We start from the raw sequence: 24,676 nt of genomic DNA on the forward strand, positions 1-24,676 counted from the left end.
CATTTTCATTTCAATTAAGCATTAAAAAAGCAATCTTTTATCATAAAAAAGAGACATGACGTTACTATAAAATTCAACTCAACAAAGAACACAACCTCACAAACTGTTACTAATCAGTAATTTACATATTTTTTAAGTTTTTATTGATATTTAATCTAAATAAGCTTTGTGATTTCATAGAAGGAGTTTATATTTGCATAGTTATTTTTAATTATTCCAAATAAACAAAATGAAATATATTTTACTCCCCGCAATACTATTAAGCTATTTTGCTAGTAGTGCACAAGATACAAATCAAGCACAGGCTACTACAGCCGATAAAAAAACTGAAATTGAATCGTACGAGTTTGAAAATGATACGGTAAAAAACAAGAAAGGTGGTACTTTGAACGAAGTTATCGTTACGGCACATAAACAAAGAAAGCCCATTTCTGCTATCCGTTCGGGTTTAAAACCTATGGATAATCCACAAACGGTACAGGTAATTGGAGCCGAAATTATCGAGCAGCAACAATCCATTCGTATGAGTGATGTAATCAAAAATGCTAATGGTATTTATGTTGGATCAGCACGAGGCGGAGCACAAGAGTCATTTTGGTCCAGAGGTTATGATATGACCGCGAACAATATGTTCAAAAACGGATTCAGATTTAACGGCGGATCTATACCAGAAATTTCAGGACTTGAAAAAGTAGAATTCTTAAAAGGTGGTGCAGCTCTACTTTATGGCAATGTAGCTCCAGGCGGTATCCTAAACATGATTACCAAAACACCAAAATTTAATGAAGGCGGGGAATTCTCTATGCAAATGGGAAGCTACAATTATTACAAACCAGCCTTTGATGTATATGGTCCTTTGAATCAATCCATCGCCTATCGCTTCAATGGTTCTTATGAAAAATCAGAAAGTTTTAGAGATTTTGTGACTAATGATAGAATTTATTTTAATCCTTCGTTCTTGTTTTTACTTTCTGAAAAAACACAAATTACATTACAGGGAGATTATCTAAGTGCCGATTGGACACCGGATTTTGGAACAGGATTGGTTGGAAAAGAAATTTTAGATTTACCAAGAAATCAATTCTTTGGCGCCAAATGGTCCAATGGAAATACGAAATCCTCAAGTGCTTCTGTTTTAGTAGAACATGATTTTAACAGCAATTGGAAATTGAATTTCAATAGTTCCTATCAAACCTACAGAAGAATGCAACTATCTACAGCTCAAATGTCTGGTTTAGTATACACTACAAATGCTGCTGGAGTAAAAGAAGTAAATTGGAAACGTGGTTTAACTCGCTTAGATGCTTCAGAAAATATATTTGGAAATCAATTGAGTTTACAAGGAACATTTAAAACAGGAAAAATTAAACACCAAATTTTTACAGGTGCAGATTTCGAAGACTCAATGGCACCTAATTATACTTTTGGATTCTTTAACCCTTCAAAACCTGCTGACTTAATAACAACTGAATCGACTGCTATTAATATCTTAAACTACGATTACAATACTCAAAGTAGAAATGTACCTTACGACAGCAGAATTACACAGCTAGCTACAACCTTCACTCAACGTTTTGGTGTTTATGCGCAAAATTTAATCACGATTAATGATTATATTAAAGTTTTGGCTGGAATTAGATGGTCATGGCAAGAAAATTATGTTACGACTACCAAAGAAACTATCGAAAAAATAAACAATGTTAATACCATTACCACCTCATACCAAAACGCAAAACCTGTAGAAGGCGCAAAAACAATCAACACGGCATTTTCGCCAAAAGGTGGTATTGTAATTCAACCTAACAAAACAACAAGTTTGTTTGCTAGTTATTCCAACTCCTTCACAACAAACACTGGTACGACAGTAGATTTAAAACCACTTGATCCTTCAATTATTGACCAATACGAGGTTGGAATCAAAAAAGACTTTATGAAAGGTTTAATTACTACAAATGTAACTGCTTACATTATAGAAAACAATAATCTAGCGCAAACTGCAGCATTTGGTTCAGATGGTGTTACACCAAACGTAAATACCAATTTAAAAGAATTAGTTGGTGGAACTAAAGGAAAAGGAATTGAAATTGATATCAATGCCAATCCGATGAAAGGACTTAACTTGATGGCAGGATACAGCTTTAATGAAACAAAAATCACCAAAACTTCAGGCACAAGTGGAAGTTTAATAGAGGGAGATTTATTAACCAGAACTCCAAAGCATACGGCTAATTTTAGCGTTTTTTATAAAATTCAAGAAGGCTTTTTTAAAGGTATAAGCTTAGGCGCTATGGCCAGCTATATTGGTGACCGTGTAGGAGGTTGGAATGACCGTTACGTATGGACTGAAAACAAGCCAGCAACAAATCCAAAATCCTATACTGTTACTATCGAAGATAGAGATATTCCTTTGGAAGGTTATGCTACCGTAGATTTATCGATAGGATATGAATGGAAAAAAGTTTCATTGTTATGCAAAGTATCCAACATCACCAACGAATTGAACTACACCGTACACGAAAACTATAGTATAAATCCAATTGCGCCAACTCAAGTTATGGCGACCTTGAAATACAGATTATAACAGTTTTTTATATTAAAATTTAATGCCTGCGGTTTTTGCTGCGGGCATTTTTTATGTCAAAAAAAGAGTAGAGCACAGCTTCTGAAATATTTTTAAAAAAATTACCAAAATATAGTACATTTGATTACGTTATCTCACAATAAAACAATGACCACTATGAATTCATTTAGAACGTTACTTTTATTCGCATGTAGTCTTACTCCTTTTTTACAGTACGGTCAATATACTGATCAAATTAACTCCAATCGTCCTGGCGAAACCATGTCGGCTTATGGCGTAGGAAAACATGTTATTCAAATAGAAACGGGTGTGTATGGTATCACTTCCAATCATAGTTTACTAAATTATGATGTAAATGGATTTGGTATAGATGCCACTCTACGTTGGGGAGCTTTTTTAGAACGATTAGAAGTTATTGCTGATATACAATACCAAAACGACCAATATGTGACTAATTTTAGCACGATCAACCGAGCCAATTTCAGACAAACCAATTTAGGAGCGAAATATTTAATTTATGATCCTTTTAAAAACTACGAGAAAAAAATAAATTTATACAGCTGGAAAGCCAACCAACGATTTAATTGGAGGCAATTAGTACCTGCAGTTTCCGTGTATGCAGGCGCCAATTTTGTGTTCGAGGGAAATCCATATGCTTTTTCACTGGAATCTGGCATTTCTCCAAAAGCCATGCTGATTACTCAAAATCATTTTGGCGATGGTCGTTGGGTTTTTGTAACTAATATCATTGCCGATTACATAGGTACAGACTATCCAAGTTATGGCTACGTAGTCACTTTAACTCGTGGATTCAGTAAAAGATGGTCCGGTTTTATTGAGAATCAAGGCTACAATTCCGATTTTTATAGCGACATGATTGTTCGTGGTGGAGCAGCGTATCTAGTGAACAACAACTTCCAAATTGATGCCTCTGTAAGCACCACTTTCAAAGACACACCTTCCTTTGTTTATGGTGGATTTGGGGTTTCTTGGCGTTATGATGGCTTTTACAAAAAAGCAGAAGCAAAAGACCGAAAAGAACACCTTTCTCAAACCAAGAAAAAAAAATCACAGTTTAATTAATTCAAAAGCCCTAAATAGGGCTTTTTTTCAAGAACAAAAAGCTATATTCGCAGTTGCACATTACATTAAAAACACATGATTACGATTCACGAAGCCAAAAGCAAAAAAGAAATTACCAAGTTTATCAAATTTCCTTTTTCTCTGTATAAAGACAACAAATATTGGGTACCACCACTAATTGCAGATGAATTAGAAACTTTTGACAAATCAAAAAATCCTGCTTTTGAAAATGCCGAAGCTTATTTTTTTGTAGCCAAAAGAAACCAAGAAATTGTTGGAAGAATCGCTGCTATTATCAATTGGGATGAAGTCAATAATCAACAGAAAAAAAAGGTGCGCTTTGGTTGGTTTGACGTTATTGACGACATAAAAGTAACCCAAGCGCTACTTGAAAAAGTGTATGAATTGGGGCGCAAAACCAACCTAGAATACGTAGAAGGCCCAATGGGTTTTTCTAATCTAGACAAAGTGGGCGTACTAACTGAAGGCTTCGAAGAAATTGGCACGATGATTACTTGGTACAATCATCCTTATTATGCGCAACATTTTGAACAATTGGGCTTCGTTACCGAAAAAGAATATGTAGAAAACAAATTCCCTTTTTCGAATGTAAAACCAGAAACTTTCGAGAAAGCAGAGGAATTGATTAGAAAGCGATACCAATTAAAAGCCATCAATTTTACCAAAACCAAAGATGTACTTCCGTATGTAGACAAAATGTTTGATTTATTCAATGAATCGTATGCCAAACTTTCCTCGTTTGTAGCGATTACAGATATTCAGAAGGAATATTTCAAAAACAAATACATCAACTTCATCAATCCAGAATATATCAAATATGTAGAAGACAAAGACGGAAATCTAGTCGCTTTTGCCATAGTAATGCCAAGTTTTTCAAAGGCGCTACAAAAAGCTAAAGGCAAATTATTTCCTTTTGGTTTCATTCATTTATTACAAGCAAGAAAAAACAGCAAAGACGTTCTTTTTTACTTAATTGGCGTTCATCCCGACTACCAAAACAAAGGAGTTCACGCTATTATTTTTAAAGAATACCATACCACTTTTACCGAAAAAGGTATTCAAAACTGCATCCGCACTCCTGAATTGGCAGACAATCTAGCCATTCAATTGCTATGGAAAAACTTCAACCCCACCATTCATTGTAGAAGAAAAACGTTTAGAAAAGAACTTCTTTAAGAAAAAAGTAGTCAGTTTTCAGTCCTCAGTGGTCAGTTTTAACCTCAGTAAAACAAAAAAAATCCATTCGCCAAAACGAATGGATTTTCTATATAAGTGAAAACCTAAAAAAATTAAGCTTCCATATCTACTGTAGTGCGTGCTGCAATTTCTTTATACGTACCGTTAACCAATTTCTCACGAATCGCTTCGAAAGCAGCCAAGGTTTCTGCAATATCTTCTAAAGTATGAGAAGCCGTTGGAATCATACGTAATAAAATAATGCCTTTCGGGATTACTGGATACACAACAATCGACAAGAAAATACCGTAGTTTTCTCTCAAGTCGTTCACCATCACCATCGCTTCTGGAATACTTCCTTCTAAGTAAACAGGAGTAATACAAGTATTAGTATCTCCAATATTGAAGCCTTTTTCTTTTAATCCGTTTTGCAACGCATTTACGTTTTCCCACAATTTATCTTTAATCGCAGAAGACTCACGCAACAATTGCAAACGTTTCAGCGAACCAATAGTTTGGATCATTGGCAACGCTTTGGCAAACATTTGAGAACGCAAATTGTATTTCAAATAATCGATAATGTCTTTATCTGCTGCAACGAAAGCACCAATATTCGCCATTGATTTAGCAAACGTAGAAAAATACACATCAATTTCGTCTTGACAACCTTGCTCCTCACCTGCTCCAGCACCTGTTTTTCCAAGCGTTCCAAAACCATGTGCATCATCAACCAATAAACGGAAATTGTATTTTTCTTTCAAGGCTACAATTTCTTTCAATTTACCTTGTTGTCCACGCATTCCAAAAACACCTTCAGTAATGAACAAAATTCCTCCACCTGTTTCTGTCGCCATTTTAGTAGCACGTTGCAGGTTTTTCTCCATACTTTCTAAATCATTGTGTTTGTAGGTAAAACGTTTCCCCATATGCAAACGCACCCCATCAATAATACAAGCGTGTGAATCTACGTCATACACAATGATATCGTTTTTAGTCACCAAAGCATCAATAATAGACACCATTCCTTGGTAACCAAAATTCAACAAATAAGCCGATTCTTTCATCACAAAAGCAGCTAATTCTTGCTCCAACTGCTCGTGATATTTCGTGTGTCCACTCATCATACGCGCACCCATTGGGTAAGCTGCACCGTAAGCGATAGCAGCATCCGTATCTGCCTGACGCACTTCTGGATGATTGGCCAAACCTAAATAGTCGTTCAAACTCCAGTTCAATATATTTTTTCCTTGAAATTGCATTCTTGGTCCCAATTCTCCTTCTAGTTTAGGAAAAACAAAATAACCTTCTGCCTGAGAAGCCCATTTCCCTAAAGGCCCTTTATTGTTTTGGATTCTTTCGAATAAATCTTTTACCATAATATAATGACTTAATACTACATTTTTATTAATGCGCAAAATTAAATATTTAAAATTTATAATTACTCCCTAACTCCTTTTATTTTATTTAAAAAAAAAGCTTAATTTAAGAAACCTTTTTATTTAACAATAAATTTTTACCCCATATTATCTATATAGAAAATACTCTTATTACAAATAATTAATCGTAAGAAATACCCTTGGATTATACTACATAAAAATTCATTCTTCAAACCACAAATTATCTCCTTTTTTAAATTAAAATACTAATAATAAATTCCATTATATTAAAAATTGGAGTTCCAAAAAAAACAAATGCAACTTTAGAGAATTTCACATTTATAAAATTTTATTTACACAAACAACCTAATAGTTTGCATAAAAAAAGGCTGTCCTTACTATTGGACAGCCTAATCAAATTAATCTATTTTCGTTCAATGTAACAATATTAAATTTTAAAAATTGTCAATTCATAAAATTTTATATAGCCATTAAGCTAATTAAACAACCATGCTTTTTTCTAAACTCTCTCCAACGGCATCTCCTTCCGCATCTATTGGAGTTTCTATAACAGTCACTATAATATCTGTAGTATTACCTCCAGCATATTCTCCGTAAGTATAATAGCTAAAAGTTTCATTTCCTCCTACCAATGTAATTTCTACAAGCCCTGTGTACGATAACTTACAATGACCACTATAGTAACTCATTTCAAGTGAAACAGAAGTGTATGGAGGAACAATTACTGGATAGACTGAATTTACTTCCTTGGTGGTAGATTTTTCTGTGCTTTCCATAGTCTCGTATGAATAAACCCAACTAGCTGTAGCTTCTGCACCAACTTCAAGCTCGGGCACTTCAGCAGAAATAGATACTGAATAACTTTGTTCAAAACCACTATTTGATTCCCAACTATAGCTATCATACTCAGTATAAGAATAGCTATACTCATACTCTTGTGGTTCAGAGGTGTCATTATTATATGTAATATTTGTTAAGTCAACATTATTAGGTTCCGGAAGCTCTTTTTTCTCATAAATCACATCAGAAAGTTCAAGAGCTCTTGCATCTTTAATAAGATAAAAACCTAATTTATCTAAAGCATTCCCAGATCTTCCTGCAACACCTACAACCGCTCCATATCCTACATTCAAAACATATTCCTTATGCGAACTGGTTTTTTCCTTTGGATAAAAAACATTACCCAAAGAAGTTACCATTTTAAATGCACCAACAAATGTATTACCATCCCATTTTGTATTCCAAATCGAAAGTGATTTAATCAATTCACCTGGTTGAAAGATAAAACTACCTTGTTGTCCTCCTGCTTGTTGTCCAAACATAAAACTCTCATCACTATCACTGTATCCATTCCTTGAATTAGCATAATAAATTTTAATCCCACGCATTCGATTATCGTTTGCGGCTATGCGAAGTGCCTTCTTTCGCCGCTTCACTAATGATAGCTAAAATAGCCAAATTTTTTAATTTGTACTATTTTTATCTAAAAAAGCGGAAGGCATTTTGCATAGCCGCTGTTGGGGGTAGTTACTTAATTATGCACAACCATCGCTTAATTAAGTAACGGAGTTGGATAGACTACTCCTCTCTTTTTTTTTCAACACAATGCTATTCAATGAAACCAATTATTTATTGCGCTTAGCAAGCCTGCTAGGCGAAGTCAATAATAGGGGTTTTAGGGCTCTATTTTCTTGGTGATGTTTAAGTTAGCAAAAATAAATATAGTATTGACTTTGTCATTTATTTTCGATAACTTAGCCAAGTCTTTTACGTTGTCAAACGTATTGAAAGTGAACTTTCTACGATTCCCAATCGAAAGACTTGAAGCCTAAATGCTTTATTCTTCTAAACATCCCAAAAAAATATCCCGAAAATTCATTGTGAAAAAACGTCGTAGTCTAAGTGGCACGGTCCAATTACCTCCAACATCTGCCCAGGTATCAATTCGAGAGATAAGACTTCCATCTTCTTTGAAGTTGTCAAATACTCCTCCCCCATCACCTCCTACTAATTGGAGATCAATGCATTTTGTTTTTGTAAAATCTTCCATAGTGTTTTTTTTTAAGGTTAATTAAATAGATTTGATATTATATTTCAAAACTAAAATTTAAACTACAAACACAAAATAAGTATAATTACCTGATTTACAAATCAAAAGAATTAAGATTACATTAAAAACTATTCTTCTTTTTTTTGTATCCGATAATTTAATTTCAAAATCAGTATTTAAAAATTTTATCTGTTCGAACCAATCAACAGAAAGCACCAACCATAAAGTTTGTATCTTTGAACACCAAAGCATCAAAAATGTCAAACAACACCAAAGAATTAAAACTAGCCGTCCTTATTGACGCCGACAACGTTCCGTATAGCAACATCAAAGGTATGATGGAAGAAATCACCAAATACGGCACACCAACCACCAAACGCATCTATGCCGATTGGACAAAACCCAATTCTAATGGATGGAAATCGGTCTTATTAGAACACGCCATTACACCTATTCAACAATATAGTTATACCACGGGAAAAAATTCCTCCGATTCCGCTTTGATTATTGATGCAATGGATTTATTGTACTCCGATAAAGTTGATGGTTTTTGTATTGTTTCAAGTGACAGTGATTTTACCCGTCTGGCCATTCGGTTACGAGAATCAGGTATGAAAGTCATTGGTATAGGTGAAAAGAAAACACCAAATGCCTTTATTGTGGCCTGTGATCGTTTTGTCTTTATAGAAGTTTTAGAAGGCGCTACCAAAAAGAAAAAACCAAAAGCTACTACCACTACCACTCCATCTGACACCAAAAAAGTAGTAGAAAAAGAAACGACTATCAAAATAGACAATCCAACTATTGACCTTATTGAAGATGCTATAGACGCCATAAGCGATGATGATGGCTGGGCATTTTTAGGCGATGTGGGAAATCTAATCGTCAAAAACAAACCCGAATTCGACCCTAGAAGTTATGGCTTTAGCAAACTTACCCCAATGCTCAAATCCCTAACCGACATTCTCGAAATCGACGAAAGAGATTCTGATAAAAAAGGAATTAAACACGTCTATGTAAGGCTTCGTTATTAAATCATTATAAATCTTAACCCAAATGAAAATAGTATTCGCCACCAACAACGAAAACAAGATCAAAGAAATCCAAAGTATGCTTCCCGATAACGTCACGATTGTGAGTCTTGAAAGCATTGGTTGTTTTGAGGAAATTCCAGAAACGGCAGAAACTATCGAAGGAAACGCTATTATGAAAGCGAATTACATCACCGAAAAATATGGTTATGATTGCTTTGCTGATGATACTGGCCTTGAAATAGAAGCTTTAAACAACGAGCCTGGGGTTTATTCTGCTCGTTATGCCGGAGAACAACGTTCCGCTGAAGACAATATGAACAAAGTATTACATCTTTTAAATGATAAAAGTAACAGAAACGCTCAATTCAAAACGGTGATTTGCCTGAATCTTAAAGGAGAACAATATTTATTCACTGGCATTGCCAAAGGAAACATTACTTCAGAAAAAAAAGGTGAGGGTGGTTTTGGATACGACCCTATTTTTCAGCCTGAAAATTACAAAGAGACTTTTGCAGAACTTTCACTTGAAACTAAAAACAAAATCAGTCACCGAGGTATCGCCACACAATCCTTACTTACTTTTCTGAACACAACTCATTAACAATCAAAATTGTACCTTTTTTTATAACATTTTTTACAATTTCTTGCTGTAATTTCACATCTAAAAAGACTATTAAAACATAAAAATCAAAAATCAAAAAGCTAACTTTCTGACAATCAATTTATAATAATTCATTAAAACTTAAAATAGCATTAGTTAATCTGATAAATTAACACTAATTTTGCACCCTATTTTAAAAATACATAATGAACAAATTTGAACAATTAGGATTGAATGAATCGTTACTGAAGGCGATTTTAGATCTAGGATTTGAAAATCCGTCAGAGGTACAGGAAAAGGCGATTCCCCTATTATTGGAAAAAGACACAGATATGGTTGCGTTGGCTCAAACAGGGACAGGGAAAACGGCAGCTTTCGGTTTTCCGCTAATCCAAAAAATTGATGCCGACAACAGAAATACACAAGCATTAGTTTTATCGCCAACACGCGAACTTTGCCTACAGATTACCAACGAGTTAAAAAACTACGCAAAATACGAAAAAGGTATCAACGTAGTAGCTATTTATGGTGGAGCTAGTATTACAGAGCAAGCTAGAGAAATTAAAAGAGGAGCACAAATTATTGTAGCTACTCCAGGAAGAATGCAAGACATGATCAATAGAGGTTTGGTAAACATCAAAAACATTGATTACTGTGTACTTGATGAAGCAGATGAAATGTTGAACATGGGATTCTACGAAGACATTTGCTCTATTTTATCAGATACTCCAGACGAAAAAAGCACATGGTTATTCTCTGCAACCATGCCAGCCGAGGTAGCAAGAATTGCAAAACAATTCATGAGCAGCCCAGTTGAAATTACAGTGGGAACTAAGAACTCAGGTTCTGCAACAGTATCACACGAATTTTATTTGGTAAACGCAAGAGATCGTTACGAAGCCTTGAAACGTTTAGCCGATGCTAATCCAGACATTTTCTCAGTAGTATTTTGTCGTACCAAAAGAGATACGCAACAAGTAGCTGAAAAATTAATCGAAGACGGATACAGCGCTGCAGCATTACACGGAGATTTATCACAAGCACAACGTGATGGGGTAATGAAATCGTTTAGAGGAAGACAAATCCAAATGCTAGTAGCTACCGATGTAGCAGCACGTGGAATTGACGTAGACAACATAACTCACGTTGTTAACTACCAACTTCCTGACGAAATCGAAACCTACAACCACCGTTCTGGCCGTACCGGTCGTGCTGGTAAATTAGGTACATCGATTGTAATTGTTACCAAAAGTGAATTGCGCAAAATTTCTTCTATCGAAAGAATCATCAAACAAAAATTTGAAGAAAAAACAATCCCATCTGGAATTGAAATCTGCGAAATTCAATTATTGCACTTAGCCAACAAAATCAAAGAAACGGAAGTAGATCACGAAATTGACAACTACCTTCCAGCAATCAATGATGTATTAGAAGGCTTGAGCAAAGAAGAATTAATCAAGAAAATGGTATCGGTAGAATTTAACCGTTTTATCAACTACTATAAGAAAAACAGAGATTTATCTAGCCAATCATCAGGCTCAGACCGACGTGAACGTGACGATAGAGACGGTGCTTCAAGAGAAAACAATAGCGGTGCTACTCGTTACTTCGTAAACATCGGTTCTAGAGATAACTTTGACTGGATGACTTTGAAAGATTTCTTAAAAGAGACTTTAGACTTAGGTCGCGATGACGTATTCAAAGTAGATGTAAAAGAAGGATTCTCTTTCTTTAATACTGATGCTGAACATACTGATAAAGTAATGGACATCTTGAATAATGTACAATTAGAAGGACGTCGTATCAATGTAGAGATTTCTAAAAATGATGGTGGTGGAAGACGCGACCATAATGGCAGAAGTTCTGGAGGTTTTGGCGGTAGAAGTGCTGCTCCAAGAAGAGAAGGTAGCTTTGCTCCAAGAAGAGAAGGATCAGGCGGATTCCGTAGCGACAGAAACTCAGCTCCAAGAGAGGGAGGATTCAGAAGCGAAAGAGGAAGTGCTCCAAGAAGAGAAGGTGACGCATCAGGAAGAGCCCCTAGAAGATCTGAAGGTTTTGGCGACACACCACGCCCAAGAAGACCAAGAAGAGATTAATAATGCATTGTTAATTTTCTTATAAATATCCAAGAAAACTACAAAATATTCAATTGCGATTTACTACTTTTAAAACTTTAAATTCGTATATGAAACATTTTGTAGTTTTCTTTTTTTTATTACTTACCGCTATCGGATTCGGACAAGAATCTAATGAATCTTTAAAAGTTTCTGGAACTATTGTGAATGACAATACCAACCAACCTTTGTCGTATGCCAACATCATCAATGTCAACAAAGTAAAAGGAACAACTACTGATACCAAAGGAAATTTTGAAATTGAGATTTCAGTCAGTGACACAATACACGTTTCGTTACTTGGTTTTCAATCCATTAAAGTTCGTGTTACTAACGACTGGGTAAAAAACAAAACTACAACCATCAAACTTACCGAAAAAGCGATTGCTTTAGAAGAAGTAGTCATACGCCCTTTTAACCTAACAGGATATTTAGAGGTGGATTCTAAATTAATACCCATCAAAGAAAACTTCAGATACAGTATCTCAGGACTAACTGCAGGATACGAAGGAGGCCAATACTCACCAGATGCCTTTGGAAAAGTACTCGGTTCAATTTTTAATCCAGCAGATATGCTGTATAATTTTTTCGGAAAAAAACCTAAAGAATTAAAACGTCTAAAGGAACTAAAAAAGGACGATACCGTGCGCAAAGCTTTGGAATCCAAATATGATCGCGAAATGATCGCTACATTATTAGGGATTGACAAAAATGAAATTCCTGATATTTTGAAGCGTTGCAGTTACTCAGATTCATTCATACAAACTGCTAACGACTTACAAATTATGGATGCTATAAGTGGTTGCTACGAAGAATATAAAATACTCAAAAAAAAGTAATTACTCCCCCACTGCTTTTCGCAACTTCTTAATTCGTTTTGCTACTTTTTTAACAGCATCTACCACTGCTGTTTCACTAAATGGCTTAAGAATAAAATCAGCAGGATCATACACCTTAGCTTTAAAAAAATAACCTGGAAATGCCGTAGCAAAAACAATTTGAAAATCAACTTCTTCAAGTTGATCTAATAACTCAAATATCTGTTTTTCACGGATATTAATATCTAAAAAAACAATATCAGGCTTTTTTTGAGTGATTTCAAGCATAGCAGTTTCAATTGTTTTGGCTGTTCCAACAATTTCAAGTTTTAAACAATGTGTGGATATTATCTTTTTTAAAATTTCAATGTTGATCATTTCATCATCAACAATAACTACAGAATAGTGATTCATTTTTTATATGGAAATAAAGTGTGGTATTATTTATTTTGAGCTAAATTTAACCAATTTATCTATCAATAAAACATAAGTACTATATCATTTATTAAAAACTTATTGTTAATATAATTGTAATTTTCACTCGCTCAAAGTATTAAAGTTTTAGAGGTCAATATTTAGTTTCATATCTTTGAAGTCAACAAAAAAGCTTTTTTATGGATATTTTTAAAGGACAAAACCTCATAGAGTTTGCTGAACGCTTCAAAACAGATGAGAATTGCAAAGAATATTTGTCTGTTTTGAAATGGGAAAATGGGTATACTTGTCGAAAATGCGGTCATAAAAAGAGTCAAATCCGTAAGGATTTTTCAAGAACATGTAACATATGTAGTGATACAGAATCCAGTACTGCAAATACCTTATTTCACAAAGTAAAATTTGGTTTACGAAAAGCATTTTTCATTTGTTTTGAAATGGGAACCACCACAAAAAGTCTTTCGGCAATGCAGATGAGTGTGCGCTATGGTGTTCAGGAAAGTACGGCCCGATTATTTATGCATAAAGTAAGAGAAGCTATGAAATCCAGTGGTAATAATCCCATTGATGGGATTGTTCATGTAGATGAATTTGTGGTTGGAGGATATGAAGAATCTAAACAAGGAAGAAGTTACGATAGTAAAAAGAAAAAGTCCGTTTGTGCAGTAGAATTAACCCCTGAGGGGAAAGTGAAACGATTTTATGCTTTAAAAATAAACGATTTTTCGGCAAAATCACTCAGAAAGATATTCGAGAATCACATCGGTAAAGAAGCAAAAATAACCACTGACAATTGGAAAGGGTATAGACCGATTGCAAAGGATTATAATATCACACAAATCCCGAGCGAATCAGGTAAAAACTTCAAAGCTTTACACACGATGATACATCAAATTAAAACTTGGATAAGGACAACATATTCATGGGTTAGTGAGGGAAATATTGAACGCTATTTCAATGAGTTCTGTTATAGAATAAATCGTTCACAAAACAAAGACACAATATTCAATAACTTAATCAAAAGAATGGTCAAGTCTGACAATATTACACATAAGCAAATTATATGTAATTAAATATTGACCTCTATAAAGTTTTTGTAAAAAAAATTTTGTTTTCTAAATTGTTGCTCTACATTTGCGCCATAATTATTCCATCTTTTGCAATTGAAAAAAATTGGCGTACATCTTTTAACTCTTACATTGCTATTCCCTATTTTTGGGAATCTAGCAATATACACCCAATTTAAAGCCAATCAAGAGCAAATCATCAAAACCATTTGTGTACAGCGAAAATTAGTCAACAATACTTGTAATGGTCGTTGTGAATTACAAAAAAGCCTAAAAAAATTTGATGAGAATGAGAAAAAAATGGAAAATATTCTGAAAGAAAAAGCAGATTTCGTTTATCTCATTCATTCAACACCTACATCATTTGTAAGTAACACTCTGATAACTTCAACAACCAAGTTGAACGTTTTTCATACGTCTGGAAAAACCATTTCCAAAACAAATTCAACTTTCAGACCTCCCTCCTTTTTACTATAATCTTATTCAACATTCATTTCAATCTCAATTGAAATAGATCGCCTTGTATGAAAATACAATGTCTCGCAATGATTGCCTCTGAAAGATTTCATGCGTTTTAATTCGAAAATGCGCTATAATCATTTCAAAAAAGAACATATATCAAGTTCTTTTTCAATACAATCATGCAAAAAAATAAATGAATATCATAATAGTAAAAACCAACTCATGAAAAAATATATTTTAAAAGCAGCTTTAGCTTTAGCAGCAATAATTACAATAACAGCTTGTTCTAACGATAACGACGAAGCAATCACAGGAACAGGAGCTTTAACACTTGAATTTGATAACGCTTTCAAAGCAAATGACCTTATTCTAACTTCACAAGCGAATACAACAGCCAACAACGAAGTATTGAAAATCAGCACAGTAAAATACATCGTTAGTAACATTGTGTTGACCAAAGAAGACGAAACAACGTTCACATACCCAAAAAGCGAAAGCTATTTCATTATAGACGAAGCTACTCCAGCTAGTTTAGAAGCTCAATTAAAAAACATTCCAGCTGGTAACTACACCAAAGTAAAATTCGGAATTGGAGTAGACAAAGCACAATGGGAACTTGGTGCCACAGGACAAGGCGATTTCTTAGCCAAAGCACAAGCAGCAAAAATGATGTGGAGCTGGACTGCAGGATACAAATTCTTAGCTTTCGAAGGTACTTTTACTTCAAGTACAGTAACAACTCCTACTTCGTTTATGATTCACACTGGACAAACAGGAACCGATTACAACTACACTGAAATCACTTTGGATTTAGCTACCAAAGCATTAGTGAGAACCAACATTACCCCTCAAGTACATATCATCACAGATATCTCTAAAGTGGTAGACGGAACCAACACCATCAAATTGACAGACAACAATATGGGTGGTATGGGCGCTATGATTATGAGTGGTTCAAAATTAGCTTTAATCACCGCTAATGTTAACCAAATGTTCAAAGTAGATCACGTTCATAACGACTAATCCACTTCACAAAAAGCGATTGAAAGTCTTTATCTATTAAGAATAAGGAGCGAATCATCAGGCATTTTTGTCAACAAGATTCCCGCCATCATTCCAAAACTTGTGAGCTGAACGCCAGCTCACAAGGTTTTTCCCTTCTGTCGGGGCTAGAAGACCAACATTTAGGATGTTTTGGAAACATTCAAAAGAAAACTGCTTTCAATCGTTTTTTCACCAAAATCGCTAACCCAAGTTATCGAGATTCCCTTTTTAACAACAAAATGTACACATACAAATGAAAGCAAAATACCTATTGTTGTTCATTTTTCCTATTCTTTTGAGTTGTTCCAACGACAACGACGAAGACTATCAAAATGTACCTATCGACTTCAAAGTCCCCTCCAACTTTCCGCCAGTTGCCTATAATTTTGCCAATAATCCATTGACAAAAAAAGGATTCGAATTAGGAAAAAAATTATTCTATGACGGACGATTGGCTTCAGACGGAATCGTTTCTTGTGGTTTTTGTCACGAACAAGAAACAGCGTTTACGCACCACGGACACACCGTAAGTCACGGAGTAGACGGCGCTGTAGGCACACGAAATACGCCTTCCATTCAAAATTTAGCCTATCAAACTACCTTTATGTTTGATGGCGCTACCAATCATTTGGACTTACAAGCCATCATCCCTTTTACCAGTCCAATAGAAATGAATGGCGATTTCAACAAAGCGCTTGCAATGATGAAAAATGACCCTGAATACCGAAAGTTATTCAAATCCGCTTTCACTGACGGATTAATTAATGCTGAAAATATGCTAAAAGCCTTGGGACAATTTATGGTAATGGTTACCTCAAGCAATTCAAAATTTGATAAATTCAGAAGAAATGAAGGAGGCATCACACTCAGCACGACCGAAAAAGAGGGCTATGCTGTTTTTAATGCCAAATGCGCCTCTTGTCACGCTACAGATTTAATGACCGACCATTCTTTTAGAAACAATGGCCTACCCGTAAATCCAGCAGTAAACGATGTGGGACGTTACCGAGTGACAGAACTAGCCACCGATTTATACAAATTCAAAGTACCAAGTTTAAGAAACATCGAAAAAACAGCACCTTATATGCACGACGGACGCTTTGGTACACTAGAAGCCGTTTTAGATCATTATGCCAATGGAGTCGAAAACGCAACAACTTTGGATCCTATTTTAAAACAAAATGGAAAAATAGGTATCGTACTTTCTGTTCAAGAAAAAGAACAACTTATTGCCTTTTTGAAAACATTAACCGATTACGAATACCTCACCGACAAACGATTCTCGGAATTTTAAAAAGTTAGTAAAAATTGTCAACACACATAAAAACACCCCATCAAGAATGAAAAAAATATTCCTATTACTTCTTATTTTATGCCATCAAATAGGATTTAGTGCAACGACAGAAGACCCAATTTCGGGATTTACTTTTCAAAAGAAGCTCATAGAAAGCTATGATGATTTTTGTGATGCTTGTGGCTGTTCAGCAAGTGGTGGAAGTATGGGCTTCAGTTCTATGCTGAACTCTAATTTTGTAGGAATTCGGTATTTTTATCAAAGTTACGCTAGCCAAGACGGCATATTTGCTAATTCGCCTTGGGTAGACGAACACTTTAATACCCTTCAAATTTGGAGTAAAATTCCCGTTACAGAGCAATTACAACTTTCGCTATTGGTTCCGTACCAATTTCACAACAGAGAGAGAACCACTGGCAACGAATCCATCAAAGGTTTGGGCGACATCACCCTTATGGGATTGTATACTATTTATAAAACACACAAAGACAGCACTCTTTTGATTCATAAATTACAGCTTGGAGGTGGGGTAAAAATGCCCACTGGGAAGTTTAATGAAACTAACAATGCTGGAAATATCAACCAAAGTTTTCAAGTCGGAACTGGAAGTTGGGATTTTTTGTTTGCCACAGAATACATCCTCAAAAAAGGGAAATTAGGATTGCATACTATGGCCAATTATACCGTAAAAACAGAAAACAAAAAGCAATACCAATTTGGAAATCAGTTCAATTATGGCAGCACGCTGTTTTATTTATTTGATACTTCCACTGTTCAATTTGTACCACAATTAGGAATTGCAGGAGAAGTTTATGCTACCAATAAACAGTATGGGTTGAATTTACCTAATACTGCTGGAGACGTTTTGTTTAGCAAACTTGGTGTAGAACTAGGAAAAGACAATTTTTCTCTTGGAATTAATGCTATGCTCCCTATCAATCAACACTTGGCCAATAGTAAAATGGAAGCCAATTATCGTTGGAGTATTCACTTGAATTATAGTTTATAAAAAACATAACCATAATTACATTTACAAAAAATTTCTTTCCCAATCTCATTTTCAAATTAGGTTCTTCTTAATCTGTACTAACTGCACTAAATTAACCTACCTTTACCTGATTCACTAAAGAAAGTAATTATGGCAAAAAGTCTAAATGCTAAAAAAACAGCAAAAAAAGAACCGCTAAAAACGGCTAAGGAAAAGAAAGAAGAAAAACGAGATAAAAAAAATAGTCCCAAAAGGGACTAAACTAGTGTTCAGTTATCAGTTTATAGTGTTCAGCAATTCACTGAACACTATACAACTGAAAAACTAATTATTTCGCAGGAATAATTGCTAAAATTTCTAAGAAGAATTTCCAGAATTTTTGAGAAGAAGGAATACTTGCTCTTTCGTCTGGCGAATGGGCTCCGTGAATCGTTGGTCCAAAAGAAATCATATCCATTTCAGGATAATTGGTTCCTAAAATTCCACACTCTAATCCTGCGTGGCAAGCCACTACATTAGGTTTAGCATTGTTTTGTTTTTCATAAACACCAACCAAAACATCCAAAATTTCAGATTTTGGATTAGGTGTCCATCCCGGATAAGCTCCAGAAAACTCTACTTCGCATCCCATCAATTCAAAGGCAGAACGCAAAGCATTCGCTAAATCCATTTTAGAAGACTCAACAGAAGAACGGGTTAAACATTGTACAGTTAACTGTCCTTCGCCTACAATTACTTTGGCAATATTGTTAGAAGTTTCTACTAAATTGTCAAAATCAGCACTCATACGATACACGCCGTTGTGCGCCGCATACATCGAACGTACAAAATAAAACTGCGCTATAGAAGGCATTACTTTGGCAGGTACCTCAGTCAATTTTTCAAAAACAATTTCTAAGTTAGGCTCAGTCGTTTTGAACTCGGTTTTAATCTCATTCACGATTTGTTGCATATCAAAAACAAAGGCTTCGTCATAAACTGCAGCAATAATCACTTTGGCAACACTCTCTCTTGGAATCGCATTACGCAAACTTCCTCCAGCTATCGAAGCAATTTGTAATCCGAAGTTATCAAAGCCGTCAAACAACAAACGATTCATTATTTTATTAGCATTCCCCAACCCTTTGTGAATATCCATACCTGAATGTCCGCCTTGCAAACCTTTTACCGTAATACTATAGCCAACAGAACCCTCTGGCGTATCCTCTTCGTCGTATTCGGCTGTAGCGGTTACATCGATACCACCTGCGCATCCAATGTCGATTTCGTCATCTTCCTCGGTGTCTAAATTCAATAATATTTGACCTTGTAAAATCCCGCCTTGCAGGTTCAAAGCACCTGTCATTCCTGTTTCTTCATCAATAGTAAACAAGGCTTCAATAGCAGGATGTGGCATATCAGTACTTTCTAAAACAGCCATAATTGCAGCTACACCCAAACCGTTATCGGCTCCCAAAGTAGTTCCTTTAGCACGAACCCAGTCGCCATCAACATACATATCGATTCCTTGAGTTTCGAAATCAAAAACGGTATCATTGTTTTTTTGGTGTACCATATCCAAATGACCTTGCAACACGATAGGTTTACGGTTTTCCATTCCTGGAGTAGCCGGTTTGCGAATGATTACGTTTCGGATGTCGTCTTCAAAGGTCTCTAACCCCAAACGATTCCCAAAATCTTTCATAAATTGGATCACTTGCTCTTCTTTTTTAGAAGGTCGTGGTACGGCATTCAAATCAGCAAATTGATTCCAAAGTGCTTTAGGCTCTAAATTTCTTATTTCTTGACTCATTATTTTGTAGTGTTACTTATTCGATTCCCTCTATCCTATCTTTAAAAACATTGACTAATTTGTGAGCAGCATTCATTTCTAGAACGCTATCCCAAACTTTGCTAATGTTCTCGTGAAAATCTTTCATCTTCATATTTCCAAATCGGATATGAATTACTTTTGGAGGAGGATTGTTTAACATTATTTTATTGGAAAAATCAACATCTTTAGTAATTATAGTCAGGTTGTTTTCCTTAGCGTATACCCAAATTTGTTCATCAAACCATTCATCGTTTATATTCTTTTGATGAATAAAATTATCCGAATTCCAAATGGACAGGTGGTACGGTAGATTGACGTCTATTAAAAATTTTAGCATTTAGGCAACCTCTTTAATAGTAAAATTTCTGTTCATTAATTCGGATGCAAATTTAAGACAGGCATCAATATCTTCGTTTTCGAGGCTTGGATATTGCAACAAAATTTCTTCTCTAGAATCTCCAGAACTCAAAAACCCAAGAATAGTATTAACGGTAATTCTCTTGTTTCTTATGGTAGGTTTTCCGTTGCAAATTCTATCGTCAATTGTAATTCTATCAGCAATAGTTTCCATAGTGAAGTATTTTAAGGTTCAAATTTACAAAAAAAGAAAGTGCACGACGGATTTAATCCTTATTTTTATGCCAAAAGTCAAGCCTTGAAAAGAAAATACCTTTTACCGTTATTCCTCGTATTTCAGATTGTAGTACTAAAAATCATCCGATTTTTTCCAGAATTCATCGAACGTTGGTACAGCAATAGCCTCTATGTCTTTATCTCGAATAGTTTACGAATCAGTTTAGGGAAAGTTCCTTTTTCGTTGGGCGATGTTTTGTATGCTTTGCTAATTATTTGGGCAATTCGTTGGTTTTGGTTGTTCAAAAAAAATAAAACCATACAAAGTTTAGCACCAAGACAAAAATGGAAAGCCATATCGCTTTCTATTTTAAGTTTTTTATCGGTGGTTTATTTTCTTTTTCATTTGCTTTGGGGACTCAATTACTACAGAGAACCACTATATGAAAAAATGAAAATTGAAAGAGAATATTCTGATGCAGATTTAGCATTTTTTACTCAAAAGCTAATTACCAAAACCAATGCGATTCAGTTGAAACTAATGAAAGACAAAAATCGTAAAGTAATTGTCCCTTATTCCAAATCTCAATTGTTTCAAATGAATACGAATGGATACCAAAACTTGGCTCGAGAACATTCGATGTTTCGATACAGCCATTTGAGTATCAAAAAATCGCTTTTTAGCATTCCGCTGACGTATATGGGATTTGGTGGTTATTTGAATCCGTTTACCAATGAAGCGCAAGTGAATGGTTTGGGCCCTTTGTACAGTTTTCCGATGACTGCGAATCACGAAATGGCGCATCAAATAGGTTTTGCCAGTGAAAGTGAGTGCAATTTCATTGGTTTTTTGGCTTCGATTAAAAATGAAGATGCTTACATTCAATATTCAGGATACAGTTTGGCCTTGCGCTATTGTTTGCGAAATTGGCAAGCACGTGATGAAAAAAAAGTGGCGCAATTTTTAAAAACTATACATCCTGGAGTAGTAGCCAACTTTAAAGAAAGTGAAACCTTTTGGAAACAATACGACACTTTTATCGACAAAGGATTTCATATTTTTTACGACAACTTCCTAAAAATGAACCAACAAAAAGACGGTATGGAAGGCTACAGTAAATATGTGGATTTGATGGTTAATTATTTTAAGCAGCATTCGTTGTAACTCGTATTTCTTATGAAAACAAAATGTTCTAACCTAGCCCCGATAGCAGTGAAAATCCTCTAGTGCCAGGGTATGGCACTAGAGATTGTAACGGATAGCGGGACGACTCGTTTTTGTACTCCTAAAAGTTGTGCTCCTACTAAAAAATTTTTTTATTTGTAACAAAAATTGGTTTTGAACCACTAATGTTTATATGGCCGATAATTTAGAACAATCCTTTGTGTCGCAATTGCAAGCAAACCAGAATATCATCCACAAGATTTGTAGGTTGTACACGTCTGGTGAGGATGCGCATAAGGATTTGTTTCAGGAAATTACCATTCAGTTATGGAAAGCTTTTCCAAAGTTTAGAGGCGACAGTAAGTTCTCTACTTGGGCATACAGAGTCGCTCTTAATACCGCCATTACGCTGTATCGAAAAGACAAAAGAGCAGTGACTACAACAGAATTTGAAGCAAGGCAACATTATACTCCAGAAGTTGAATATGACTATGAAGAGGAAGAACAATTAAAATTAATGTACCAAGCAGTTTACCAATTGAACGATATCGAAAAGGCTTTAATCTTTATGTATCTTGAAGACAAAGATTATACTGAAATATCCGAAACATTGGGAATTAGCGAGGTCAACGCAAGAGTAAAAATGAATAGAATTAAAGGAAAATTAAAAAAAATACTAAATCCATTAGCCTAATGAAAGAACTGGATTTGTTAAAAAAAGACTGGCAAAAGAACGAAGCTTCTTTTGTACAAGTTAGTGAAAAGGACATTTACAACATGATTCATAGAAAATCTTCTTCAACTGTAAAGTGGATTTTGATATTGAGTATTTTGGAACTGGTTCTATGGTCACTCTTATCTATAGGCGTTAATATAGATGACTATTTCAAAAAAATGAAACACGAAGAATTCACATTGTATTTTAAGATGTATGATTATTTCGATTACTTTGTTTTATTGGTATTTATTTATCTATTTTATAAAAATTATCGCACTATAACTAGTACAGCATCTACCAAACAGCTGATGCTAGACATTATTAAAACTAGAAAAACGGTCAACTATTACGTATATTACAAATTGGTTCAAATAGTTTTAGCATTCTTCATTGGTTTTTATATTGCTTTCAAATACAATCCAGAAACGATTGAACTCACTAACAAAATTGGAAACAACATGACAATCACGATAGTTACATTCTTATTTTTAATACTTTTTGTCGCGCTATTTTTGGTCGTTTTTTGGTTCTTGTACCGAATTATATATGGACGATTATTGAAACGATTACTAGATAATTACAAAGAATTAAAGAAAATAGATTTATAAAAAAAAGCGGTCAAAATTTTGACCGCTTTTTTTATATTAATATTCCCATTTTCTCAATTTGTTCAACTCGTTTTCCGCCTCTAACTCCTCTGCGGGTATTACTTTTAAGAACGATGGATGCTGTTCAATGGCATATTCAACTTTTTCTACAATTTCATCAATGGTTTCGTTTTCATAATCAATTTCGAGGGGCTCTTTGATGATAAACGATTGTAGGATGCCTTTCTTTTTTAATCGCAACCCTTTTTTGTCGAAAGAACGTCGAAAACCGTCAATCACAATGGGTACCACAATAGGTTTGTGTTCTTTAATGATATAAGCAGTGCCTTTTCGAACAGGCTTAAAAGATTTGGTAGTGCCTTGCGGAAAAGTAATCACCCAGCCATCGGCCAAAGCAATCTTTATATTCTCTGTATCATTAGGATTTACTTCTCTTTTTTCTGTCACATCTTTCCCTTTAGCTCTCCAAGTGCGTTCTACGGTTATCGCACCTACATAAGCCATAATTCTTGGAAGAATACCTGCTTTCATGGTCTCTTTGGCAGCTACATAATAAATATTCATTTTGGGTTGCCATAGATACCCCACATTAATAATACTATCATCTCGACCACTTAAACTAGCATTGAACACATGAAACATGGCTACAACATCGGCAAAATAGGTTTGATGATTAGAGATAAAAAGCACATTTTTATCGGGTAAATTGCGAATAATTTCAGAACCTTCAATTTGCAATTCATTAAAACCTCTATATCGTCGGTGGGTAATAACCCCAAAAATTCGAATTAACCATTTCTTGATAAAAAGAATGTGACCAAAAGGATTTCTCTTAAATAATCCCATTATACTTTATTTTTAAAATTGGAGTGCAAAGATACGACATATTTTCTTAACGTTTAGAAAACGCTAAACTTGCAATAAATTTACAATAAATCAAGAAAAACAGCGCTTATTTATGATTTTTTAAGCACAAAACACAAGACTTCTTTTAACTCACTCAGCATCATAGCTGTAGCTCCCCAAACGATATGGTCATTGATTTTGAATGCTGGAATTGCAATATTAGTAGCATAAGAAGTCGTCAGTTTAGTCTCATGTAAAAGCACATCACTTAAAAAATCAGACAAAGGTAATTCGATAACACTAGCTACTTCCTTGGAGTCTAAAGTAAATTGCAAAGGTTCTACGGCAATACCTAAATAAGGATGCACTAAAAAATTACTAGGCGGGATATACAAAGGAGAAAAAGGTCTGATTACTTCTACTTGCTCACGCGATACTCCAATTTCTTCTTCGGACTCTCTCAAAGCTGTAGTTTCGTATTCCACATCTTCATTTTCAAACTTACCACCAGGAAAAGCAATTTGAGCCGAATGAACGCCTTCATAAGAATTTCTTTCAATCAATACCAAATGCGTTTGCTCTTGTTTTGGGTACAACAACATCAAAACCGCAGCTTTTCGTGGATTTTTATCTGTATAACTAAACGCTTTCAACGATTCGATTCGTTCTTTTGGCGCCATTTTTATATGTGAAGCAAAAGCAGGAAGCGGAGCCTCAAGTATTTGAGGGATATATTGCTGAAAATCTTGAAAATTCATAGGTAAAACTTATTTTTGCAAGCATTCCAA

General features: G+C 34.8%; 24 protein-coding genes. 15 read left to right on the plus strand and 9 right to left on the minus strand.

The genetic code is table 11. From position 1 onward, the window contains the following. Positions 1–229 precede the first annotated feature (229 nt). The 3 genes from BXU11_RS09180 to BXU11_RS09190 all read left to right on the plus strand — a co-directional run bounded on the left by BXU11_RS09180 (position 230) and on the right by BXU11_RS09190 (position 4,861). Positions 230–2,581 carry a TonB-dependent siderophore receptor gene (locus tag BXU11_RS09180; RefSeq protein ID WP_078212323.1) on the plus strand — a complete coding sequence of 784 codons (2,352 nt, stop codon included), beginning with the start codon at positions 230–232 and terminating at the stop codon, positions 2,579–2,581. A 156-nt stretch (positions 2,582–2,737) separates the two neighbouring features. Next, positions 2,738–3,664, plus strand: coding sequence for a transporter (locus BXU11_RS09185; protein WP_024980203.1), 927 nt, complete (start codon positions 2,738–2,740; stop codon positions 3,662–3,664). Between the two features lie 75 nt (positions 3,665–3,739). Then, the gene (locus tag BXU11_RS09190) at positions 3,740–4,861 is read left to right on the plus strand and encodes a GTP cyclohydrolase (RefSeq protein ID WP_078212324.1); all 1,122 of its coding nucleotides are present in this window, start codon (positions 3,740–3,742) and stop codon (positions 4,859–4,861) included. A 113-nt stretch (positions 4,862–4,974) separates the two neighbouring features. Here the strand turns inward: BXU11_RS09190 and BXU11_RS09195 are convergent, their stop codons facing one another. The 3 genes from BXU11_RS09195 to BXU11_RS09205 form a co-directional block, all read right to left on the minus strand. Further along, a complete protein-coding gene (locus tag BXU11_RS09195) occupies positions 4,975–6,237 on the minus strand; it encodes a pyridoxal phosphate-dependent aminotransferase family protein (RefSeq protein ID WP_078212325.1) in 1,263 nt (420 codons plus the stop codon). A 500-nt stretch (positions 6,238–6,737) separates the two neighbouring features. Then, positions 6,738–7,694, minus strand: coding sequence for a jacalin-like lectin (locus BXU11_RS09200; RefSeq protein WP_139363481.1), 957 nt, complete (start codon positions 7,692–7,694; stop codon positions 6,738–6,740). 401 nt (positions 7,695–8,095) lie between these two features. Then, positions 8,096–8,308: a hypothetical protein gene (locus BXU11_RS09205; RefSeq protein ID WP_078212327.1), complete on the minus strand. Its 213-nt coding sequence runs from the start codon at positions 8,306–8,308 to the stop codon at positions 8,096–8,098. Positions 8,309–8,565: 257 nt separating this feature from the next. Here BXU11_RS09205 and BXU11_RS09215 point away from each other — a divergent pair, with 257 nt between their 5' ends. The 4 genes from BXU11_RS09215 (at position 8,566) to BXU11_RS09230 (ending at position 12,896) form a co-directional block, all read left to right on the plus strand. Then, positions 8,566–9,342, plus strand: a complete 777-nt coding sequence (locus BXU11_RS09215; RefSeq protein ID WP_078212329.1) for an NYN domain-containing protein — start codon at positions 8,566–8,568, stop codon at positions 9,340–9,342. A 22-nt stretch (positions 9,343–9,364) separates the two neighbouring features. Beyond that, positions 9,365–9,943, plus strand: coding sequence for a non-canonical purine NTP diphosphatase (locus BXU11_RS09220; RefSeq protein WP_024980209.1), 579 nt, complete (start codon positions 9,365–9,367; stop codon positions 9,941–9,943). Between the two features lie 206 nt (positions 9,944–10,149). Next, positions 10,150–12,039, plus strand: coding sequence for a DEAD/DEAH box helicase (locus BXU11_RS09225; RefSeq protein ID WP_024980210.1), 1,890 nt, complete (start codon positions 10,150–10,152; stop codon positions 12,037–12,039). Positions 12,040–12,128: 89 nt separating this feature from the next. Further along, on the plus strand, positions 12,129–12,896 hold the full coding sequence (locus BXU11_RS09230) for a carboxypeptidase-like regulatory domain-containing protein (RefSeq protein WP_024980211.1): 768 nt from the start codon (positions 12,129–12,131) through the stop codon (positions 12,894–12,896). On the opposite strand, the gene BXU11_RS09235 is transcribed toward BXU11_RS09230, so the two are convergent. Continuing rightward, positions 12,897–13,289 carry a LytTR family DNA-binding domain-containing protein gene (locus tag BXU11_RS09235; RefSeq protein ID WP_078212330.1) on the minus strand — a complete coding sequence of 131 codons (393 nt, stop codon included), beginning with the start codon at positions 13,287–13,289 and terminating at the stop codon, positions 12,897–12,899. A 200-nt stretch (positions 13,290–13,489) separates the two neighbouring features. Between BXU11_RS09235 and BXU11_RS09240 the strand changes: the two genes are divergently transcribed. The 5 genes from BXU11_RS09240 (at position 13,490) to BXU11_RS09260 (ending at position 18,186) form a co-directional block, all read left to right on the plus strand. After that, positions 13,490–14,383, plus strand: coding sequence for an IS1595-like element ISFsu1 family transposase (locus tag BXU11_RS09240; RefSeq protein ID WP_078212331.1), 894 nt, complete (start codon positions 13,490–13,492; stop codon positions 14,381–14,383). Between the two features lie 84 nt (positions 14,384–14,467). Beyond that, on the plus strand, positions 14,468–14,854 hold the full coding sequence (locus BXU11_RS09245; RefSeq protein ID WP_223253713.1) for a hypothetical protein: 387 nt from the start codon (positions 14,468–14,470) through the stop codon (positions 14,852–14,854). 207 nt (positions 14,855–15,061) lie between these two features. Further along, the gene (locus tag BXU11_RS09250) at positions 15,062–15,862 is read left to right on the plus strand and encodes an MbnP family protein (RefSeq protein WP_078212524.1); all 801 of its coding nucleotides are present in this window, start codon (positions 15,062–15,064) and stop codon (positions 15,860–15,862) included. A 274-nt stretch (positions 15,863–16,136) separates the two neighbouring features. Further along, positions 16,137–17,177 (plus strand): cytochrome-c peroxidase, encoded by a 1,041-nt coding sequence (locus tag BXU11_RS09255; protein ID WP_078212332.1) that lies wholly within the window; start codon positions 16,137–16,139, stop codon positions 17,175–17,177. Between the two features lie 46 nt (positions 17,178–17,223). After that, the gene (locus BXU11_RS09260) at positions 17,224–18,186 is read left to right on the plus strand and encodes a hypothetical protein (RefSeq protein WP_078212333.1); all 963 of its coding nucleotides are present in this window, start codon (positions 17,224–17,226) and stop codon (positions 18,184–18,186) included. A 307-nt stretch (positions 18,187–18,493) separates the two neighbouring features. Here the strand turns inward: BXU11_RS09260 and BXU11_RS09265 are convergent, their stop codons facing one another. Genes BXU11_RS09265 through BXU11_RS09275 form a run of 3 tightly spaced genes read right to left on the minus strand, consistent with a single transcriptional unit; the run spans position 18,494 to position 20,549 of the window. Then, positions 18,494–19,957: an aminoacyl-histidine dipeptidase gene (locus BXU11_RS09265; RefSeq protein WP_078212334.1), complete on the minus strand. Its 1,464-nt coding sequence runs from the start codon at positions 19,955–19,957 to the stop codon at positions 18,494–18,496. A gap of 16 nt (positions 19,958–19,973) precedes the next feature. After that, positions 19,974–20,315: a DUF5615 family PIN-like protein gene (locus BXU11_RS09270; RefSeq protein WP_078212335.1), complete on the minus strand. Its 342-nt coding sequence runs from the start codon at positions 20,313–20,315 to the stop codon at positions 19,974–19,976. Then, positions 20,316–20,549 (minus strand): DUF433 domain-containing protein, encoded by a 234-nt coding sequence (locus tag BXU11_RS09275; RefSeq protein WP_024980219.1) that lies wholly within the window; start codon positions 20,547–20,549, stop codon positions 20,316–20,318. A 39-nt stretch (positions 20,550–20,588) separates the two neighbouring features. Here BXU11_RS09275 and BXU11_RS09280 point away from each other — a divergent pair, with 39 nt between their 5' ends. From BXU11_RS09280 to BXU11_RS09290, 3 genes are all read left to right on the plus strand, one after another. Then, entirely contained in the window at positions 20,589–21,716 is a 1,128-nt protein-coding gene (locus BXU11_RS09280) for a DUF3810 domain-containing protein (protein ID WP_369803202.1), read from the plus strand. A gap of 193 nt (positions 21,717–21,909) precedes the next feature. Next, the gene (locus BXU11_RS09285; RefSeq protein WP_024980221.1) at positions 21,910–22,410 is read left to right on the plus strand and encodes an RNA polymerase sigma factor; all 501 of its coding nucleotides are present in this window, start codon (positions 21,910–21,912) and stop codon (positions 22,408–22,410) included. Beyond that, positions 22,410–23,042, plus strand: coding sequence for a hypothetical protein (locus BXU11_RS09290; protein WP_024980222.1), 633 nt, complete (start codon positions 22,410–22,412; stop codon positions 23,040–23,042). The genes BXU11_RS09285 and BXU11_RS09290 overlap by 1 nt, the downstream gene beginning before the upstream one ends. A gap of 36 nt (positions 23,043–23,078) precedes the next feature. On the opposite strand, the gene BXU11_RS09295 is transcribed toward BXU11_RS09290, so the two are convergent. Then, the gene (locus tag BXU11_RS09295) at positions 23,079–23,888 is read right to left on the minus strand and encodes a 1-acyl-sn-glycerol-3-phosphate acyltransferase (protein ID WP_078212336.1); all 810 of its coding nucleotides are present in this window, start codon (positions 23,886–23,888) and stop codon (positions 23,079–23,081) included. 110 nt (positions 23,889–23,998) lie between these two features. Next, positions 23,999–24,646, minus strand: coding sequence for a CoA pyrophosphatase (locus BXU11_RS09300; RefSeq protein ID WP_078212337.1), 648 nt, complete (start codon positions 24,644–24,646; stop codon positions 23,999–24,001). Positions 24,647–24,676: the final 30 nt, after the last annotated feature.

It is taken from the genome of Flavobacterium sp. LM5, assembly GCF_002017945.1.
Lineage (GTDB): Bacteria > Bacteroidota > Bacteroidia > Flavobacteriales > Flavobacteriaceae > Flavobacterium > Flavobacterium succinicans.

Bases quoted from the DNA above. Each gene is read 5' to 3' on its own strand.
- BXU11_RS09235 (WP_078212330.1), bottom strand. From the start codon at position 13,289: ATGAATCACTATTCTGTAGTTATTGTTGATGATGAAATGATCAACATT.
- BXU11_RS09265 (WP_078212334.1), bottom strand. From the start codon at position 19,957: ATGAGTCAAGAAATAAGAAATTTAGAGCCTAAAGCACTTTGGAATCAA.
- BXU11_RS09255 (WP_078212332.1), top strand. From the start codon at position 16,137: ATGAAAGCAAAATACCTATTGTTGTTCATTTTTCCTATTCTTTTGAGT.
- BXU11_RS09295 (WP_078212336.1), bottom strand. From the start codon at position 23,888: ATGGGATTATTTAAGAGAAATCCTTTTGGTCACATTCTTTTTATCAAG.
- BXU11_RS09215 (WP_078212329.1), top strand. From the start codon at position 8,566: ATGTCAAACAACACCAAAGAATTAAAACTAGCCGTCCTTATTGACGCC.
- BXU11_RS09225 (WP_024980210.1), top strand. From the start codon at position 10,150: ATGAACAAATTTGAACAATTAGGATTGAATGAATCGTTACTGAAGGCG.
- BXU11_RS09300 (WP_078212337.1), bottom strand. From the start codon at position 24,646: ATGAATTTTCAAGATTTTCAGCAATATATCCCTCAAATACTTGAGGCT.
- BXU11_RS09190 (WP_078212324.1), top strand. From the start codon at position 3,740: ATGATTACGATTCACGAAGCCAAAAGCAAAAAAGAAATTACCAAGTTT.
- BXU11_RS09180 (WP_078212323.1), top strand. From the start codon at position 230: ATGAAATATATTTTACTCCCCGCAATACTATTAAGCTATTTTGCTAGT.
- BXU11_RS09230 (WP_024980211.1), top strand. From the start codon at position 12,129: ATGAAACATTTTGTAGTTTTCTTTTTTTTATTACTTACCGCTATCGGA.
- BXU11_RS09205 (WP_078212327.1), bottom strand. From the start codon at position 8,308: ATGGAAGATTTTACAAAAACAAAATGCATTGATCTCCAATTAGTAGGA.
- BXU11_RS09250 (WP_078212524.1), top strand. From the start codon at position 15,062: ATGAAAAAATATATTTTAAAAGCAGCTTTAGCTTTAGCAGCAATAATT.
- BXU11_RS09240 (WP_078212331.1), top strand. From the start codon at position 13,490: ATGGATATTTTTAAAGGACAAAACCTCATAGAGTTTGCTGAACGCTTC.
- BXU11_RS09185 (WP_024980203.1), top strand. From the start codon at position 2,738: ATGAATTCATTTAGAACGTTACTTTTATTCGCATGTAGTCTTACTCCT.
- BXU11_RS09270 (WP_078212335.1), bottom strand. From the start codon at position 20,315: ATGCTAAAATTTTTAATAGACGTCAATCTACCGTACCACCTGTCCATT.
- BXU11_RS09220 (WP_024980209.1), top strand. From the start codon at position 9,365: ATGAAAATAGTATTCGCCACCAACAACGAAAACAAGATCAAAGAAATC.
- BXU11_RS09195 (WP_078212325.1), bottom strand. From the start codon at position 6,237: ATGGTAAAAGATTTATTCGAAAGAATCCAAAACAATAAAGGGCCTTTA.
- BXU11_RS09290 (WP_024980222.1), top strand. From the start codon at position 22,410: ATGAAAGAACTGGATTTGTTAAAAAAAGACTGGCAAAAGAACGAAGCT.
- BXU11_RS09285 (WP_024980221.1), top strand. From the start codon at position 21,910: ATGGCCGATAATTTAGAACAATCCTTTGTGTCGCAATTGCAAGCAAAC.
- BXU11_RS09275 (WP_024980219.1), bottom strand. From the start codon at position 20,549: ATGGAAACTATTGCTGATAGAATTACAATTGACGATAGAATTTGCAAC.
- BXU11_RS09260 (WP_078212333.1), top strand. From the start codon at position 17,224: ATGAAAAAAATATTCCTATTACTTCTTATTTTATGCCATCAAATAGGA.